This is a genomic window from Devosia sp. Micro-HW1, from assembly GCF_056341075.1.
Genome location: NZ_CP094375.1, coordinates 274,980 through 294,490 on the forward strand (window position 1 = coordinate 274,980; position 19,511 = coordinate 294,490).

The 19,511-nt window shown below is 61.6% G+C and carries 7 protein-coding genes; 6 read left to right on the forward strand and 1 reads right to left on the reverse strand.

All coding sequences use genetic code 11. From position 1 onward, the window contains the following. Window positions 1–8 precede the first annotated feature (8 nt). Window positions 9–1,019 carry a DNA topoisomerase IB gene (locus MQW79_RS01265; protein WP_476586360.1) on the reverse strand — a complete coding sequence of 337 codons (1,011 nt, stop codon included), beginning with the start codon at window positions 1,017–1,019 and terminating at the stop codon, window positions 9–11. Window positions 1,020–1,465: 446 nt separating this feature from the next. On the opposite strand from MQW79_RS01265, the gene MQW79_RS01270 reads away from it, so the two are divergent. From MQW79_RS01270 to MQW79_RS01295, 6 genes are all read left to right on the forward strand, one after another. Continuing rightward, window positions 1,466–2,869 carry a TolC family protein gene (locus MQW79_RS01270; RefSeq protein WP_476586361.1) on the forward strand — a complete coding sequence of 468 codons (1,404 nt, stop codon included), beginning with the start codon at window positions 1,466–1,468 and terminating at the stop codon, window positions 2,867–2,869. Between the two features lie 209 nt (window positions 2,870–3,078). After that, on the forward strand, window positions 3,079–5,286 hold the full coding sequence (locus tag MQW79_RS01275) for a type I secretion system permease/ATPase (RefSeq protein ID WP_476586362.1): 2,208 nt from the start codon (window positions 3,079–3,081) through the stop codon (window positions 5,284–5,286). Beyond that, on the forward strand, window positions 5,283–6,608 hold the full coding sequence (locus MQW79_RS01280) for an HlyD family type I secretion periplasmic adaptor subunit (protein ID WP_476586363.1): 1,326 nt from the start codon (window positions 5,283–5,285) through the stop codon (window positions 6,606–6,608). Before MQW79_RS01275 ends, MQW79_RS01280 begins: the two co-directional genes overlap by 4 nt. Continuing rightward, window positions 6,598–7,230 carry a ribbon-helix-helix domain-containing protein gene (locus MQW79_RS01285; RefSeq protein ID WP_476586364.1) on the forward strand — a complete coding sequence of 211 codons (633 nt, stop codon included), beginning with the start codon at window positions 6,598–6,600 and terminating at the stop codon, window positions 7,228–7,230. The genes MQW79_RS01280 and MQW79_RS01285 overlap by 11 nt, the downstream gene beginning before the upstream one ends. A 182-nt stretch (window positions 7,231–7,412) precedes the next feature. Further along, window positions 7,413–8,357 carry a type 1 periplasmic-binding domain-containing protein gene (locus MQW79_RS01290; protein WP_476586365.1) on the forward strand — a complete coding sequence of 315 codons (945 nt, stop codon included), beginning with the start codon at window positions 7,413–7,415 and terminating at the stop codon, window positions 8,355–8,357. Window positions 8,358–8,510: 153 nt separating this feature from the next. Continuing rightward, window positions 8,511–19,472, forward strand: coding sequence for a T1SS-143 repeat domain-containing protein (locus MQW79_RS01295; RefSeq protein ID WP_476586366.1), 10,962 nt, complete (start codon window positions 8,511–8,513; stop codon window positions 19,470–19,472). The last annotated feature ends 39 nt before the right edge of the window (window positions 19,473–19,511 follow it).

The window sequence follows — 19,511 nt, forward strand, 5'->3', positions numbered from 1 at the left end:
CCTGGCCCCTAGGGCAGTCGTTTCAGGAATGCTGCGGTCTCGACCTCGTCCATATCAAGCCCGTCCACGGGCTTGAGACGACCGCTGCGGCGCAGATGGCCCTGCTGCCATGTCTCGATAATGGCTGGGTGGATATAGGACTGTCGGCAAACGGTTCTGGTATTGCCCAGCCGTGCGGCGACCTGGTCGATGATGGCATTGGTGGCGCGGACCTGGGCGGCCCTTGTTTCGGGGACCTCATTGTCGGCGAAGAGGCCGAATGCGCGTACGGTGCCGGCCCAGGTGCGAAAGTGCTTGGCCGTGTATTCAGGGCCGGCAAAGGCGGCGAGATAATCGTTCACATCGCGCGAGGAAAGGGAGCAGTACTGCCCCTCATTCTCGTATTTGAACAGGTGCTGGCCCGGCATGTCCTGCAGCGATTTGAGGATATTGGCGATGCGTCTGTCGGCCATCTGCAGCCGCCATTCCTTGCCGGACTTGCCCTTGAACTGGAACTGCAGCCTGTGGCCGGTTATATCCACATGCCGGTGGCGCAGCGTGGTGAGGCCAAAGCTCTTGTTTTCTCGCGCATAGGCAGGATTGCCAATGCGGATCAAGCTGTTGTCGAGCAACCAGACGACCGATGCGATCACGCGCTCATAGCAAAGACTGCGGCGGCGCAAGTCGCGGTCGACCTGGTCTCGCAGCCCGGGCAGCACCTTGGCGAACCCTGTCAGCGTCTCGAATTTGGTGGTGCTGCGATGCTCGGTCCACTGGGCGTGGTAGCGATACTGCTTGCGGCCCCGTTCGTCGCGTCCGGTCGCCTGGATATGGCCGCAGGCGTCCTTGCAGATCCACACATCGCTCCATGCCGGCGGAATGGCGAGGGCCCTTATCCGCGCCAGCTCGCTGGCATCGGGGCGGCTACCATCGGCCGCCGCATAGGAAAAGCCGGTGCCGCTGCGCCGCCGCCGCCAGCCCGGGCCGTCGTCTGACGAGAAGGCAAGAGTGGGCGCCGGTCCCATTTCATCAGCACGCATTCGATCAAGTACAATCCTGGTGGGTATCATCGCATCAGCCTCGTGATAGCCAACAATGATCCGGAGTGGCCCCGCGTTCCGCCAGAGATGAGGGACCCCGCCATTGGGATGGTGAGCTCACCCGGGTCCGGAATGGTTAACGCTCGATTGCGCGGCCGCCGACCCGAGATCGTTCCTGCAAGTTACCGAAATTGCAAAGATGTCGGGAACGAAAGGGGGATAGCCCGGTCGGGAAACATGCGTCAGCGTAAGTGCGGATTTGCAACGCTGCCAATAAAATAACGGAGCGCGTCCAAACTGCTTTGAATCCGGATTGCGAAAATGAGTGCACTGATATACTTGAGTGCAAAATGTGATTTAAACGCGCGCTATTTGCATGGGGTGCAGCGCTCGTTCCAGTTGAGACTCGCAAGAGGTTAACTGGTGGGGTAGGGGCTGGGGGCAGCATGAAGTTCTTGACTGTAGGTCGGTTGATGCTCGGGGTGACGCTTGCGTCCCTGGTTACACCGTCGTTTGGTATGTCGCTCCGTGACTCGGTGCAGACCGCACTTGTTTCCAACCCGGAAATTGGTGCCGCAATCGAAAACCGCGAAGCTGTCGAGTTCGAACTGCGCCAAGCCATCGGTCTTTATGCTCCGCGTGTCGACGTGGAAGCATCTGTCGGCGTCCAGCGCCTGGACAATCCCTCGCGGCGCGCCGCCGGGATTTCCCACGATGCTCTTGTCCCCGCCCAACTGGCGCTGGTAGCGACGTTTGATCTGTTTGATGGTGGCTACCGCGATGCCGAAGTTGCGCGGCAGTCGGCGCGTATCGATAGCGCCTCCTATCGTGTGCTGGAGCGCAGCGAGTTTATCGCCCTGCAGATCGCCCGGGTTTATTTCCAGGTTGCCCTGCAGCAGCGCATCCTCGCGCTGAGCCAGGAAAACGTGGCGTTCCATGAAGCGATGCTGCAGGACATCGGCTCGAGCATCGAGAGCGGCCAGCTCACGGAATCGGATCGTCTGCAGGTCATCGAGCGTCTGGCTGCGTCCAGGGCTCGCGTGACCGAGGCGGCTGTCGAGCTGGAAGCGGCGCGCATCGAATTTGAAATGTATGTCGGCACCATGCCGCAGTCTGTGTCCGTCCCGCCGCGACCCGGCGCAGCCCTGCCGCGGTCGCTTCAGGATGCAATGGCTTCTGCGCGCGCCAACAGCCCGGTCGCCCTGATTGCCGATGCCGATATCGATGCGGCAGCGGCCCTTGTGCGTCAGGCGGAAAGCGCTTTCGGCCCCAAGGTTCAGTTTGAGGCCCGTGGCTCCACCGGACTTGACGTTGGCGGCACCTCTGGCCTCACCAATGACCTGAGTGCCCGCCTCTCGCTGCGTTGGAACATTTTCGACGGCGGCATCCGCGAAGCCCAGGTGCAGGAAGAAATCCGCCGCGAGTCCGAGGCCATCTACAATCAGGCGCAGGCTTTCCGCGAGGTCGATCAGGCCGTTCGCGAGTCGTGGCTCCGCTTGCAGACGCAAGGGACGCTGGCCGCGACCTATCGCGATCAGCTCAATGCTTCGGGCAACCTGGTTTCTGCCTATCGCGACCAGTTCGCCGTTGGCGAACGCTCGTTGCTCGATGTGCTGGATTCACAGAACACCCGTGTAAACGTCCAGATGCTGCAGGAAACGGCATATTACGGCGTGAGCTTCGCGGAATACAGGCTGCTGGCGTCCACCGGCGCACTGCTCGATTTCATGGGTGTCACTCCTCCCACTCAGGCCAACGAATACGCTCGCGATGGCTTCGAAACTGCGCGGTGGGAGCCGTCCGACCTGGAGGCGCGGGAGCCCCTCGATTTGACATCCTTCATGCCCTGACAGGCAAATTTCGGCGCGGATTTACAGGGCCACTTGAGGCTCGCCCGCGCCGGAACACGACCCGATCCGATATTTACTGTAATCGGCACTTTCAAGGCGATGTGTATTGTCCCTGAGCGTCCTCAGGGGCTATCTCTGGCCTGATGGATACTTAAGTCATCGTTCGGGGGGCGTGACTGCACATCCATGTTGCAGTCATGGGTTTGAATTTGTCGGTTTCCAACGTAGCAGCAGCGGCAGAAGGCGAGGGCGGCCTCGACTTTGAGCGCCATCGGCCAGATCCTGCAGCGCGGGTTGCCGCAGACCCTTCAGCGTCTGACCAGTATTTCGTCGCCCTTCAATATCTCGCGCGCATCTGGCGCAAGCCCGACACGCGCTCGTTTCTGACGGCCGGCCTGCCGCTCGTCGACGGCCGCATGACCGCCGATCTGATCGTGCCGGCGCTGGGCCGGATCGGGGTGAGCACCAGCGCCCAGAAGCGCGCCATCCGGGAACTCGCCGACTTCGAATATCCGGCGATGCTGATCGGACCCGAGGGTGGTGTTCTGGTTCTGCTGGGGCGATCCGGACGGAGAGCCTACCACTGCTTTGACGCGATGCGCGGCGAAGACCGGATCATCGACGCCAAGACACTGCTGGTGAAAGAGCCCCGCGATGTGCTGATCCTCACGCCGAATTACGGCATGGTGCAGGAAAACTCGGGAACGCGATTTGCCCGCACCGGCCACTGGCTCTGGTCCTCGTTCCAGGGGCACGGGCAGAGCATCCTCTATGTGCTCGCCGCGGCGACCTTCATCAACATCTTCGCCATCGCTTTTCCGATCTTCACGCTCAATGTCTACGACCGCGTACTTCCCAATGCGGCGATCTCGACACTTTGGGTTCTGGCACTCGGACTGATCCTGGTGCTGTTGTTCGATATTGCGTTGAAGCTGGCGCGTGGCGCCATCATCGACCATGTCGGGCGCAATATTGACTTTAAACTGTCCTCGCTGCTGTTCGACCGCGTGCTGAATACGCCGATGGAGGCGCGTCCAGCCTCCACGGGCGCCTTCGTCAACCGGATCGCCCAATATGAAGTGCTGCGCGATTTCCTCGCTTCGAGCACGCTGGTCATGTTCGTGGACGTGCTGTTCCTGGGCATTTTTGCCTGGGTGATCACGTCGCTTGTGGGCTGGCTGGTCCTGTTCCCGCTGGTGGCCGGCGCGCTCGCCATCGCCTCGACGCTGGTCGTGGGCTGGCTCTCGGGCAGGGCGGTAAAGTCTGCCCTCAAGGAATCCTCCGCGCGCAATGCCGTGCTGGTGGAGGCGCTGACCGGCGTGCAATCGGTGAAGGCCTCTCGCGCCGAGGGCCAGTTGCTGCGGCGCTGGGAAGAAACGGTGCTGGCGTCCTCGGAGACGCAAAACACCATCAAGTGGCTGCAGTCGATTTCCACCAATATCACGGCCACGCTGACGCAGCTTTCCATGAGCGGCATCATCATTGGCGGCACGTTCATGGCCGCCGCCGGTGACATCACCATGGGCGCTATCGTCGCTGCCATGATGCTGTCGAACCGGCTTATCGCCCCGATTTCGCTGATCGCCTCCCTGCTGCTGCGCACCAGGAGCACGATCGAGGCCTACCATACGGTCGACCAGATCATGCAGCTGCCCGACGAGCGCAGCAAGACCGATGGATTTTCCGCGCGCAGTATTAACCAAGGCCGTATCGCCTTCCACAAGGTCCGGTTTGCCTATCCGGGCAGCAAAAGCTTTGTGCTCGATGGCGTCAGCCTCACGGCGGCGGCCGGCGAGAAAATCGGCATCATCGGCCGCATCGGCTCGGGCAAGACGACGCTGGGGCGGCTGCTGGTGGGCTTCCACACGCCAACCGAGGGCGAAATCCTCATCGATGGCGCCGATATCGCCCAATACCACCCGGCTGACCTGCGCCGCGGTGTGGGTCTGGTGCTGCAGGATCCCGAACTCTTCAACGGCACGGTCCGCGAGAACATTCTACTGGCCGATCCTACAGCCAGCGAAGAACATATGCAGAAGGTCGCCCGCCGCGCCGGTGTGGAGGATTTCGTGTCGCGCCACCCTCAGGGCTATGACATGCCGGTGGGTGAGCGCGGTATTCTCCTCTCGGGTGGTCAGCGTCAGGCTGTGGCGCTGGCCCGGACCCTGCTGGTGGAGCCCAAGATCCTGTTCCTCGACGAACCTTCAAGCTCGATGGACCTCGCCACCGAGCGCCAGCTCATTGCCAATCTGGAAGCAAGCCTGACGCCGGAACAGACGGTTCTGGTCGCGACGCATCGCTACAGCGTGCTGTCCCTGGTGACGCGTCTGATCGTTCTCGACAATGGCCGGATCATTGCCGATGGCCCGCGCGAGGATGTGCTGAACCAGTTGCGCGCCAGGGGCACCATGTCATGAACGCGCCGTTCTCTCTGGGCAGGAGCAAGCCAACCGCCTTCCGCGCCGCGCCGCCGCCCGCCAGCTGGCTCTACGTGGTCATTATCATCGGCCTCTGCTCGCTGACGGGGCTCATCTGGGCCTCCTGGGCCCAGGTAGATGAACTCAGCCGCGCCGAAGGGCGTGTCATTCCCTCTGGCAAGACCCAGCTCATCCAGGCTGCGGAAGCCGGGGTGGTGACGGAAATCCTGGTTCGCTCAGGCGAACGGGTGCGACAGGGACAAAGGCTCATCCAGCTTGACGACACGACGACGGCATCAAGCGCCGGCGAAGTGGAAGCAAGAGTGCTCGCCCTGCTGGCACAGACCACGCGACTGCGCGGCGAGAGCCAGGGGCTTGGGAGCGATTCATTCGTTTGTCCTGAAGAAATAGTCGCCTCGGCGCCGGAAGTCTGCGTCAGCGAAATGGACCTGATGACCAGTCGTTCGGCCAGCCTCGCACAGGGTGTCGAAGTGCTGGTGCAGCGTGTGGAGCAGCGTCAGCGCGAGCTCAGCGAAGCCTTGGCCAACAATGCGCGGGTGAGCGACAATCTCAGTATTGCGCAGGAACGACTCGCGCTGATGACGCCGCTGGCCGAGCGCGGCCTGGTGGCCCAAACCGCGTTCCTCGATGTGCAGGGCGAAGTGCGCGACCTTGATGGCCAGATCGCTGCCGGCGTTGAAACTGTCGCTCGTATTCGAGCCGCCCTCAAAGAAGCCGAGCTGCAGGTCGAGCAGGCGAGCCTGCAGTTTCGCCAGGACGCTCTTGCCGAACTGACGGTCGCCCTGGCGCAATTGGCCAGCGCGCAGCAGCAATTGCGGGGCGCCGTGGATCGCGTGCAGCGCACCGACATTCGCTCTCCCGTTGATGGCGTCATCAACTCGGTGAACATCAACACCATTGGGGGCGTGGTTGCTGCTGGCGAACTGCTGCTCGACATCGTCCCCTTGTCCGAGGTTCTGTTGGTCGAAGCGCGGCTCAAACCCTCCGACGTGGCGTTCATCATCCCGGGCCAGGAGGCCCGCATCAAGCTCACGGCCTACGATTACTCCATCTATGGCGGCCTGACTGGCAAGGTGACCAATGTGTCGGCGGACAGCATGGTGGATAACAATACCCGTGAAACCTACTATCTGGTGCAGATCCAGGCAGATCAGGCGACGCTCAGCTTCCGCGGCGAGGAACTGCCGGTTCTGCCAGGCATGGTGACCTCCGTCGACATTCTGACCGGCAAGCGTACGGTCCTGCAGTACCTGATGAAGCCGATCAACAAGGTGCGGGAGGAGGCTTTCAGTGAGCGATGACGCGGCGCTGGCCGATACAACGCCACCCGTGGATGCCGGCGAACACCTCAGATCCATAACCAAGCCGGAATTCCGCACGGTCAGCGTTGGCGGTAGTCGCACAGGTGTACGTCTCGAACGGGTGTTCTGGGATGCCTTGGAAGTCCTCAGCGCCGAGGCGGGACAGAGGCGGGCGCGTTTTGTCTCGCAGATCGTCGAAGGTGCCAATGACGCCGAAATCAACGCCACCGGCGCCATTCGCAGTACAACCGTGGCGCTGCTCTTGCGCGACATCGAGCGGCTGCGCCCCCTGTCGCGGACTTCGTCCCTGCTGAGCCTGTTGCAGGCGGGCCCCGCGCCAGCCTTCGCGCTCGATCAGCGCAAGCGCCTGGTCCAGTCAAATCCAGAGTTTCTGCACTATCTGCGATCGGTGGCCGGTACGGCTGGCGCCGGCCTTGCCGATTCTGCGCAACTGTCACTGGAGCGCCCTCTCGCCAGCCTGTTCCAGGAAGTTGAGGCGGGCAAAACCGTCGAATGCGGCATTTCCATCCGCTGTGGCAATCGCGATCGCCAGACCAGGGCGCGCATCCTCATGGTGCCGCCGGCACCTTCCAGTGTTCTTGTCGGCTACGTTTTGTCATGAGACGCCGCCATATGCCGATGTTTCGCGTGGCCGTGGCCGCAGTTCTGGCCGCCTGGCTTGGCGGCTGCAGCACAGTGATGCGACCGGCCGAGGCCACCATTGCTCCACCCGCGGCGCCCGCGGTGGGAGAGGCAGAAGCCCCGGCTGTCGCAGATGCTACCGCCCCGGCCCATGCACTTGTGGTGGGCGTCGTCAGCTTTGGCGAACCCGACAATCTCTCTGGCGGCGTCGCCGATGCTCCCGAAAAAGCCGCCTTGCTGGCGGCCAACCGGATGGCGAACGGCTCTGTTCAAGTCCTGGTCGAGCCACAGTCCAATGCAAGAAATGCTGCTGTCAGCGGCAAGCGACTGGCAGATGCTCAGGCGCGGGTCGTGGTCGGCGGAAGCGATATGGCCGCCGTTTCAGCGATGGCCGACGCCCTGGGCAACCCGTCGATACCGACAATTACGCTCGCGCCCGGTTCGGACACGCGCCTGTCCATCTACAGCGCGGCACTTGCCGGGCGCGACGAGGCTCATGCCTTGCTGACGGAGGCCAAGCGCCTTGGGCTCGGCCGGCTGGTGGTGGTGTCTACCGCAGCGCAGGACAGTGCACGACTGGCAGCCGCCTTGGCCGCTCTTGCGCCAGAATTTTCGATTGTCACCCAGCAGGTCGACGGCAACGACATGAACGGCCTCCAGGCGAGCTTGCAGGCGGCGGCGGCCGATACAGTCAAGGCCGCGCTGGTCTTTGCCATCGCCCCTCAGGCCGCAGCGAACATCGTGGCCAATCTGGCGGGAGAGGCGACTGCGGATGTGTCCGTGATCGGAAACGCGGGCTGGATCCTGGCCGAGCCCTTGCCGGCAGCGCTCCGGGGCGGCTGGTTTCCGTCCCTGTCACCACAATCGGTGCGCAAATTCGCTGACCAATTCAAGCAGGCCTACCAGCAGACGCCAACCCTTGCATCTGCCGTGCTCTACGATCTGGTCATCATGGCGGTTGCGCTGGACCGCACCGCAAAGACCGAAGCGTTCACGTCCGCGACTCTGCAAAGCCCTCTGGGTTTTACAGGTTTTACCGGTAACTTTACCTTCGGCGCCGTCGGACTAATCAAACCGCGGCAATACGAAATTGTTCGGATTCCCTAACTGCATATCAGGATATGCATTCGGGTTAAGGTTAAGTCCATTCATCGCTGAATTGCTATAACCGGGTATACGAAGTCAGTATTTCCCGTTTGATGGCAAGCAATGTCTCACCGTATAACCGGGTTAAACAAGCGTTAATCCGTCAGGTGACTCATGGCTCTCCGTATCGATGCTCCCGCTGCCCCGGCTCTCGAAAATGGGGGCACTGCCGCTTCCGGACAGCCCGATATTCTGGTCGCTCAGGCGGAGCAGCAGGGAACCGACGCCCTGCAGGAGCAGGTGGCGACAGTCACCACCATCGAGATCGAGGATGGCTCAATCCTCCGGCTGCCCGAAACGGCCAGCATCGACAGCCCGCGGGTAAACGGCGTCAATCTCGAATTCGTTCAGCCGGATGGCTCTGTCATCGTAGTTCCGAACGGGGCCATCACCGGTCTGACCGTCTTCATCGGTGGCATCGAAATCCCGCCGGTGACCGTCGCCGCGCTCTTCGAGGCCAATGGCATCGAGACGGCAGCTGGCCCGGAAGGCAGCTCGTCCGATAGCTCGGGCGGCAATTTTGAACGTCCGGTCGGTAATATTGGCGACGCCTTCGAGTATGGCGGCCTTCTGGACGATACGGCAGGACTTGATGGCGGCGATGGCGACTTCGTGGAAGACGACGGTGCCAATTTCGCTCCCCGCTTTCTCCAGAGCATCTACGAAATCCGTCTTTCCGAAGAGGGGCTCGAAGGGGGTGTCGCGGACAACGATGGAAACAGCGACACCACTGACGTCGTCACGCTGACCGGCAGTTTCAATGTCTCCGATATCGGCCCCGTCACCTTCACGTTCAGTGGTCCCCCAAGCGGCCTGACATCGGCCGGTGTTGAGCTCACCTGGAGCATTTCCGGCAATGGCACCATCCTGACCGGCTCTGCGGGCGGCCAGCCGATTATTGTCGCCAGCATCAATAATGCTCTGGGCCAGTTTACGGTAACACTGCAGGGACCGCTGGATCATGCCGGTCTCGGCGAAGATGATCGCACCTTCGACTTTGTGGTGACCGCGACCGATACCGGTGGTCTTTCCAGCCAGGGGACGATCCGCGTCACGATCGAGGATGACAGTCCCAATATTGGCGAGGCCGTGGAACTGGCCAGCGTCAACGAGGACGACCTCATTGATGGCAATGACGACGGCGAGAGCCGCGAATCGCTCTCGTCCTCGGCTGATCTGGGCATCCGCTGGGGCGCCGATGATGCTGTGGCCGGCGTTGACGGTGCGGTCAACTTCCGCACGCTGAAGTTCGCAAATCTGGAAGCGGCCATTGCCGGCCTCGAATCGGACGGCGTTCCGCTGGTACTGGGACAGATCGAGGACCTGCCCAATGGCGGCCAGAGGGTCACCATCTACAAGGGTCAGGCTCCGAGCCAGGAAGGCGGCGAAGGCAGTGAGGGTGGCGAAGGCAATGCGGTCTTCACGCTGACGCTCGACCCGACGACGCCAGGCGGCAGCGTGACGTTCGATCTGCGTGGCAATATCGACCACGCCGAAGGCACGGACATCCGCAACCTTTCCTTCGACTATGTCGCCACCGACAGCGACGGTGACCCGGCACCCGGCAGCTTCAGCGTGAATGTGGTGGACGATGGCCCGGTGGCCAATGGCGCAGCTGTTGGCCTGGTGGTTGCCGAGAACGACATTGCCAACATCCGCTCGCTGGGCTCAAGCCCCTGGGTGACTGGTACTGATGAAGACAGCGAGACCGCTCTTGCCCTGCTGGGTGGCGGTTTTGCCTCGACGGTGTCGGGTTCTGTTGCCAACGTCGTCGCCTTTGGCGCCGATGGTGCGGCCGCCGGCGGTGGCTTCAGCTTCGCCGACAACACGCTAGCGACCCTCAACGCCCTTGGTCTGACCTCCAAGGGCGGTCCGGTTGTGTTCACCTTCGTCGGCAACACTGTCGTTGGCTATGTCAACGGAGCGTTTTCGGGCTTCCAGCCGCTGATCGACCGTCCGGTGATGTCGTTGACGCTTGAAAGCAATGGCAGCTTCACCTTCCGTCTTTATGATCAGCTCGATCACGACGACGACGGCAATAACGACGAGAACTCGGCCCTGGCCAATGGCTCGTTGAACGGCCTCGAAGCGATCGACTTTGGTTCGGTGATTGTTGCCACCGATGGCGACGGCGATGAAGTCGGTCTCGGCGGCAAGCTGCTGATCGAAGTCAAGGACGACGTGCCGTCTGCTTCGATCTCGCCGACTGGCAATATCGTCTCCCATGACGAGACCGCCGGCTTCAACTCGGGCGAGACCAGCCAGAGCGGTGTCGTCAGCCAGTTCTCTTCGCTTGGCCTGACGGCGATTGGCTATGCGCGTGCCGACCTTGTCGACACGGTGACGATCAGCGGCGCTGACGAGAACACGACAAGCGCGTTGACGCTGAACATTCTGAACGGTGGCGCCACCGGTCTGTCGACGACGACGGGCGGCGCGATCACGCTGTCCTACGGTGACAACGGCATGGTCCTCGGCACCGATGCAGACGGCGACATCGCCTTTGCGATCCGCATTGGATCGGATGGCCGTGTGTCGATCGCGCAGTACAAGGCGCTGAGCCACAACGATGCTGCCGACCACAACGACGTGATTGACCTCGACGGCCTGCTCGAAGCCGTCATCACGGTCACCGACCGCGACGGCGACACCAAGTCCGACAGCGAAGAGATCGGTCAGTACATCCAGTTCCGCGACGATGGTCCTGTTGCCAATGGCGCAGCTGTTGGCCTGGTGGTTGCCGAGAACGACATTGCCAACATCCGCTCGCTGGGCTCAAGCCCCTGGGTGACTGGTACTGATGAAGACAGCGAGACCGCACTTGCCCTGCTGGGCGGCGGCTTTGCCTCGACAGTGTCGGGTTCGGTTGCTGGCGTTGTGACCTTTGGCGCCGATGGTGCGGCCGCCGGCGGTGGCTTCAGCTTCGCCGACAACACGCTAGCGACCCTCAACGCCCTTGGTCTGACCTCCAAGGGCGGTCCGGTTGTGTTCACCTTCGTCGGCAACACTGTCGTTGGCTATGTCAACGGAGCGTTTTCGGGCTTCCAGCCGCTGATCGACCGTCCGGTGATGTCGTTGACGCTTGAAAGCAATGGCAGCTTCACCTTCCGTCTTTATGATCAGCTCGATCACGTCGACGACGGCAATAACGACGAGAACTCGGCCCTGGCCAATGGCTCGTTGAACGGCCTCGAAGCGATCGACTTTGGTTCGGTGATTGTTGCCACCGATGGCGACGGCGATGAAGTCGGTCTCGGCGGCAAGCTGCTGATAGAAGTCAAGGACGACGTGCCGTCTGCTTCGATCTCGCCGACTGGCAATATCGTCTCCCATGACGAGACCGCCGGCTTCAACTCGGGCGAGACCAGCCAGAGCGGTGTCGTCAGCCAGTTCTCTTCGCTTGGCCTGACGGCGATTGGCTATGCGCGTGCCGACCTTGTCGACACGGTGACGATCAGCGGCGCTGACGAGAACACGACAAGCGCGTTGACGCTGAACATTCTGAACGGTGGCGCCACCGGTCTGTCGACGACGACGGGCGGCGCGATCACGCTGTCCTACGGTGCCAATGGCATGGTGCTCGGCATCGACGAAGCTGAGGAAATCGCCTTTGCGATCCGCATTGGTTCGGATGGCCGTGTGTCCATCGCGCAGTACAAGGCGCTGAGCCACGACGATGCTGCCGACCACAACGACATGGTCAGTCTCGACGGCCTGCTCGAAGCGGTCATCACGGTCACCGACCGCGACGGCGACACCAAGTCCGACAGCGTAGAGATCGGTCAGAACATCCAGTTCCGCGACGATGGTCCTGTTGCCAATGGTGCGGCGGTTACCCGGGTTGTTGCCGAGAACGACATTGCCAATGCGTACTCTCTCGGCTCGAGCCCGGGTTCGCAAGAGTCTGGTGTCGACAGCACGTCGCAGCCGGCACTCCTTGCAACCTTCGCCTCGACGGCAAGCGGCTCGCTGTCTGGCGTCGTTGACTTTGGCGCCGATGGCCAGGCCGCCGGCGGTGGCTTCAGCTTCACTGCCAATGCGGTCGAGACGCTCAATGCGCTGAACCTGACCTCGAATGGCGGCAAGGTCGTCTTTGCGATCGAGCCGCTGACGGGTTCGCTCATCGGCTATGTGAACGGGGCGTTCTCGGGCTTCCAGCCGATCATCGACCGTCCGGTGATGTCGCTGACGCTGAACGCAGAGACGGGTGATTTCACCTTCCGTCTCTACGACCAGCTCGATCATGTGGACGACGGTCAGAACAGCGAGAACACGGCACTGGCCAACGGCACGCCGAACGGCCTTGCCTTCATCGACTTTGGTCAGGTGATCCAGGCCACTGATGGCGACGGCGACGTTGTCGGTCTTGCTGGCAAGCTGCCCATCACCATCAAGGATGACCTGCCGTCGGCCTCGGTGACCTCCACCAACACGGTTGTCGGACGCGACGAGAGCGCCGGCCTGCAGGCGCAGGACACGACGACCAATGCAGTTCGTAACCTGTTCAATGGCGTGGCCAACAAGGGCACCGACCCGGATATGCCGGCCGGCTACGCCGCCTCGCCTGTAGCAGCGCCGTTCGTGACGGCCAACTCGCTGCCCGGCGCGGATAATCCGTGGACGTCGGTGCTGTCCCTGGCGATCGTCGGGGGTAACGGCACGGACTCGGGTCTCAGTGTTACCGATGGCACCAAGATATTCCTGTACGTTGAGAATGGCCTGATCGTGGGCCGCCTGGCGGGCGAGGATGGTCTTGCCGATGCCAATGGCGAAGCCGCCTTTGCCCTGGCGCTGAGCCAGAGCACCGTAGCCGGTCAGTCGGTCGGACATCTGCGCATTGCGCAGTGGATGTCGCTTGAACAGACCAGTGCACCGAACGACTTCGTCGACCTGACCGGCCTGATCAAGGTGGTCAATTCCGTGACCGATCGCGACGGTGACACCGTGACCGCCGAGGTCCTGGTAGGCCACAATGTCCGCTTCCTGGATGACGAGCCCTCTGTCCTGCCGAACGCGGTGGTCCAGCTGGATGACGATTTGCTGCCTGGCGGCAATCCTGGTGTTGCAGGCAACCCGGTTGACGGTGCTGGTGAGGACGACATTGCGAGCGCCGGTGCGCCTAATGCAGCCACCGGCACGCTTGGCCTGACATTTGGCGCCGATGGCGGCACCGTGTCCTGGATGAGCACCGGCATGACGCTGGGCAATAACAACCTGTGGTTCAAGGAGCCGGTCGATCCCCAGAAGCTGATCATCACCCAGTTGCAGGGTGGTGTGTATGTCGATGTCGTGGAACTGAACCTCGACCCGAACACGGGCGCGTATCAGATCAGGCAGCTCCGCCCGATCCTGCACCCTGAAAGGGGCACTGAAGACAACATCGCCTTTACCGTTTCCTACCAAGTGCGCGACGGCGATGGCGACACGGCCATTGGCACCATCACGGTCAATATCGACGACGATGCGCCCACTGCCTCGACCAACAATATCGTCCATCTCGATGACGACAGTCTGCTGGCCAATGTGACGGACATCCTGGCGACCGGCACGCTGAGCCACTCCATGGGCGCCGATGGTGGCACCGTGTCGTGGATGAGCAGCGGTATGACGCTGGGCAATAACGACCTGTGGTTCAAGGAACCGGTCGATCCCACCAAGTTGATCATCACGCAGTTGCAGGGCGGCGTTCACGTCGACGTCGTGGAAATGAACCTCGACCCGGCAACCGGCGCGTACGAGATCAAGCAGCTCCGGCCTGTCCTGCATTTTGACAAGAGCAGCGAAGACAACATTGCCTTCACGGTCTCCTACGAAGTGCGTGACGGCGATGGCGACACTGCCATCGGCACCATCACCGTGAACGTCAATGATGACGTGCCGACCGGTGGCGCCGGCACGACCGCCTGGATCAACGAAGATACCCTGCCTGGGGGCAACGCCGGTGGCGTTGGTGACCATGCACCGGCCAACACCAATAATTTCGTCAAGTTCAACTTTGGCGCGGATGGTCCTGGAAACATCGCCTGGACGGGCATCAGCGTCACCAATGGTGGCAATGCGGCCGACTTCTCGTCGGTGCCCTCCGATAACGGCAAGATCCTGCAGGTCTATCAGGGCACGACGCTGGTCATCACCGCGACGCTCAATCCTCTGACCGGGGCCTACAGCCTGACCCAGAACGCGCCGATCGCCCACATTGCCGGCGGCAACGAGAACGACATCCAGTTCAAGTTCCACTACACTGTGACCGATGGCGATGGCGACACCGCGCCCGGCTATATCTGGGTCAATGTCGATGACGATACGCCAATCGCGACCGCTCCGGTTGCCGACGGCATGGTGTCCGATGTTTCGTCCGGCGGCGCGGTAGCGCTGGCGGTCAACTCGCTCAATATCAAATGGGGCGCCGACAAGGCCGGCTCCGTGCAGTTCGCCAACACCGACATCGAGGATACGAATGGCAACGCTCTGAGCTCGGGTGGCGTCGAACTCCAATATGTTGTGATCCCGGCTGACGGCAGCAGCAACCCGCTCGATCAGAAGCTGGTCGCCTTTATCGGCGGTGATGCCAATGATACGTCCAGCTGGGTCTTCTCGGTCAACCTCACGTCCAACTCGGCTGCCTACCAGTTCGTGCTCTACAAGCCGCTGGATCACAACGATGCAGGCAACGACGGCTCGCTTTCGATCCGCTTCACGGTGAATGCGACCGACCGCGACGGAGACGTGGTCCAGCAGACGTTCGAAATCGACGTCGCCGATAGTGTTCCGACCGGTGGTGCCGGCACAACGGCATGGCTGAACGAAGACACGCTGCCCGGCGGTGAGCCCGGTGGTATCGGTGATCACGGGCCGGCCAACACCAGCAATGTGGTCAAGTTCAACTTCGGCGCTGATGGCCCAGGACAGATCGCCTGGACGGGCATCAGCGTCACCCATGGTGGCAATGCGGCCGATTTCAATGCCGTGCCTGACGACGGTGGCAAGATCCTGTATGTCTATCAGGGTACGACGTTGGTCATCACCGCCACGGTCGATCCGCTGACCGGCAAGTACGATCTCGTGCAGAACGCGCCCATCTCCCATCTGTCGGGCGATGAAGAGAACCACGTTCAGTTCCAGTTCCACTACACCGTCACCGACGGCGATGGGGACACGGCACCGGGCTACATCTGGGTCAATGTCGATGACGACAGCCCGGAAGTTTTCAGCTCCGACACGGCCTTCAACCTGCTCACCAATGGCGATTTTGCCGACGGCGGCTGGATCGATGGAAGCTGGGGCGGCGGTTATGCGACGCAGTCGGTTGGCTGGCAGATCCTTGGGACCAACCCGTCCAGCGTCCAGCTGGAATATGTCGACGACGGCTACTTCAGCATGCACAGCTCGACCAATGGTGTCATGGTCGATCTCGGCGCGTCCCCCGGCAACACGACCATCACCCAGGCCCTTTCCGGCCTGACGGTCGGAGCGTCGTATACGCTGAGCTTTGAATATGGTTCGCCGCAGCCTGGCTCTGCAGGCCTCGAAGTCTACTGGAACGGCGAAAAGATCGATGTCGCCCTGCCCATGTCGGGCCCGGGCCAGCTGACGCTGATGACCTTGACCGGCCTTACGACTTCGGATGGCAAGGGCGTTCTCAGCTTCAAGGAGATCGGCACTTCGGACAATACCGGGACTTACCTGGCAAATGTCAAACTGGTGCCGGCCGACGCAGCACTGCTGCCGGTGGTCACGGGCAGCATGCATGAAGACCAGGTCGGGGTGTTCGACCTTGATGACACCCACTTCGCCTTCGGCGCCGACGGGGCCGGTACGGTCAGCTTCGATGCCAGCAAGGCAGTTATGAGCACGCCGTTCGGCACCACGCTGGGCGTGCCCTCGATCAGCTACGATCAGGCCTCCGGCAAGCTGACGGTCAATCCCGGCTGGGGCTTCAACGGCCTGAGCAAGGGCGAGATCGCTACCCTGTCGATCCCGTTCACGGTCACCGATGCGGATGGCGACGCCAAGTCGGGCATCTACACCATCACCATCAACGGGAATGACGATCCGACTGGCAGTTCGATTGCTTTCCCGGAGACCGGTACAATCACCGAGTATCTGTCGACCGATCTGCGGGCCGGCTCGACGGATGAACGCACGGAGTTTGATGCCCCTGTCGGTTATGCCGGCTACAATGGCGGTGCGTTCCACCTCTACGACGACCAGGGCGATGTGCATCAGATCACCGTCGTCCCCGGCTCGGGCACCGGCTATCTCGGCCGCCTCGAAGCCTGGGTCAGCGAGACGACAGCAAACGACGGAAACGGCGTTGTCAGCTGGAAGTACTTCGTCTCCGACAGCGCCCTCAATCCGCTGGGCGCAGGCGACCAGAAGGTGGAAACCTTCCGGGTCGAAGTGCGCGACCAGCACGGCAACCTCACCTATCGTGACATCACCGTCACCCTGGTGGGCACCAACGACCCGGCGACCATCCTTATCGACACGGCCGTCGCCGACGACCGTTCGGTGACCGAAGCCGGTGGCATCGCCAACGGTGTGGCCGGGGACAGCAATGCCTCGGGCAAGCTCGAAGTCAGCGATGTCGACACGGGCGAGAATGCCTTCGTCGAGCCGACTCCCACAGAGCTGGATGGCACCTACGGAACGTTCACTTTCAACGCCCAGACCGGCGCGTGGACCTATGAGCTCGACAATAGCCGGGCTGCCACTCAGGCATTGGCCGCAGGTCAGCATGAAGTTGAAACGCTCGTCGTCACCTCGCTGGACGGCACTGCCAGCCACACCATCGAGGTACAGGTTGATGGTGCGAATGACGCTCCGGTGGTTGATCTGAACGGCGTCTCGGCCGGAATTGATGCCACTGCTGGCGCCAACGAGCAGTTGCCGCAATGGGTCTTCAACGCTGCCACGCTGTCCGACGTGGACAACAGCACGCTGCAGTCCATGACGATCAGCTTCAACTCGCGTCCTGATGGCGCACTTGAGACGTTGTCGCTCAATACGACCGCCACGAACGCCGCTACGGCCGCCGGCGTCACGGTGAATTTCAACCCGGCGACCGGCACCATGACCCTCACGGGCGCGGCGTCGGTTGCCGTCTACCAGAGCATTCTCAGGGGTGTGGTCTATCTGAACAGCAGTGACGCGCCGAGCGCCTCACGGACACTGACAGTGGTCGCTTCCGACGGTCTCGACACCAGCGCTTCGGCGCAGATGACCGTGACCGTCGCCCCCAGCAACGACAAGCCCTTGCTGGCTGGTGCCCTCGAAGGCACCGTCCTGGAAGGCGGCTCGATGGCCGTAACCACTGCGATGCTCGGCTTCGTAGACCCTGACGATACCGATGTAACGTTCATGGTCTCCGGCGTGACCGGTGGTGAATTCCGCAATGGCGGCGCCCCTGCCATCTCCTTCACTGCGGCAGAAGTAGAAGCGGGCCTCATCACCTTCCATCATGACGGCAGCGAAGCATCGCAGCTTTCGTTCACCGTCTCGGTGGAAGACGGCAACGAGGATGGCTCTGCACCGGTGTCGGCACTGTTCACGATCAATGTGACGCCGGTGAATGACCCTGCTGTGATTACCGGCGATACCGAAGGCGAAATTGACGAAGACGGTGCGGCAACAGTCTCGGGTCAGCTGAATGTTGACGATGTGGACAGTCCCGAAACGTTTGCGGTGCAGACCAACGCGTCTGGCGACAACGGCTACGGCACGTTCTCTATCACTAGCGACGGTCTCTGGACGTATACGCTCAACAATGGCAACGCCGACGTTCAGGCCCTGAACGATGGCGAGGAACTGGAAGATAGCATCACCGTCACAACCGCCGACGGCACGGAGGTGGTCATCAAGGTGACCATCAACGGCGCGGATGAATCCGCGCCGGCGGCAGAGGTACAACTTCGCCAGGGTGTGTCGGGGGCGTTCGTTCCCTTCCATGCGATGGGGACGCACACCGTGGAAACGGCGCACTTGTTTGCAAAGAGTGCAGGCGCTGATGTGACCTATAGTTTGGACGGTGCTGCCACGGGCATCACGATCAACGGCACTACGGGTATAATCAGCTTCGCGTCGGGTCTGACGACAGGCCACAAGACGTTCAAGGTGGTGGCCACTGACGACAACGGGAATGCAGTCGCTTCCGTAATGCAGCTCTTCGTGGCGGGCGGTTTGTCTGTTCTCCATCAGAATACGGGCGGGTCTTCAGCCAGTGAAAGTTGGGTGATCGATGGCAATAAGGACAAGATGGCCGAGGGTGGCAACGACTACATCGATGCTACAAACGTAAATCAGAACACAGAATACGACGGTAGCTCTGGCAGCGACGTTGTCCTTGGTGGTTCTGGCGACAACGAAGTCAAAGGTGGATCTGGCCGCGACTTCCTCATGGGTGGAGCTGGAGACGACGAGGTCGAAGGGCAGAGCGACGATGACTGGTTGATCGGCAATGCCGGAGATGACGTCATTGATGGTGGTTCCGGCTTTGACACCGTTGACTACAGCCGAGACGGGGGAACCAAGGGAGTCTTCGTCAATATGTCAGGCTCCGACAAGACCAGATTCTTCGACGGGTCCTTGAGGACGGTTGACGAGGGCGAGGCCCGCGATACGTACGGAGACACCGACGAGCTGAAGAATATCGAGCAGGTTGTTGCGACCCATAAGAATGACATCGTCTTTGCCAGCGACGACGACACTGTTATTCATGGCCTGGATGGCAACGACATTCTGGTCGGTGGCGACGGTGACGACATCCTGTGGGGCGGCCGGGGTAACGACACGCTGACAGGCGGCGACGGGGAAGACATTTTCGTCTTCAATGAAGCCGGGCCGGACCATGTCGACACGATCACGGACTATGTGTTCGGCGACGATACAGTGGACCTGTCAGGGCTTCTGGGCTCGGGAGACATCAGCAACGTCCAGGCCGTACAGGACGGTGCCGACGTAAAGCTGCAAGTGAACCAGTCCGGAGCCTGGGTCGATGTCGTCATCCTTGAGGACATCACCCTGTCGGGAGGCGACGATATCCGCCTGCTAATCGACGGTAATACCCACAACATCTGACGTCATCCGTCTCAAACTCAAACGGCCCGCTTCGGCGGG

Excerpts from the sequence above, each read along its gene's own strand:
- MQW79_RS01270 (WP_476586361.1), top strand. The coding sequence starts at position 1,466 with ATGAAGTTCTTGACTGTAGGTCGGTTGATGCTCGGGGTGACGCTTGCG.
- MQW79_RS01265 (WP_476586360.1), bottom strand. The coding sequence starts at position 1,019 with ATGCGTGCTGATGAAATGGGACCGGCGCCCACTCTTGCCTTCTCGTCA.
- MQW79_RS01280 (WP_476586363.1), top strand. The coding sequence starts at position 5,283 with ATGAACGCGCCGTTCTCTCTGGGCAGGAGCAAGCCAACCGCCTTCCGC.
- MQW79_RS01295 (WP_476586366.1), top strand. The coding sequence starts at position 8,511 with ATGGCTCTCCGTATCGATGCTCCCGCTGCCCCGGCTCTCGAAAATGGG.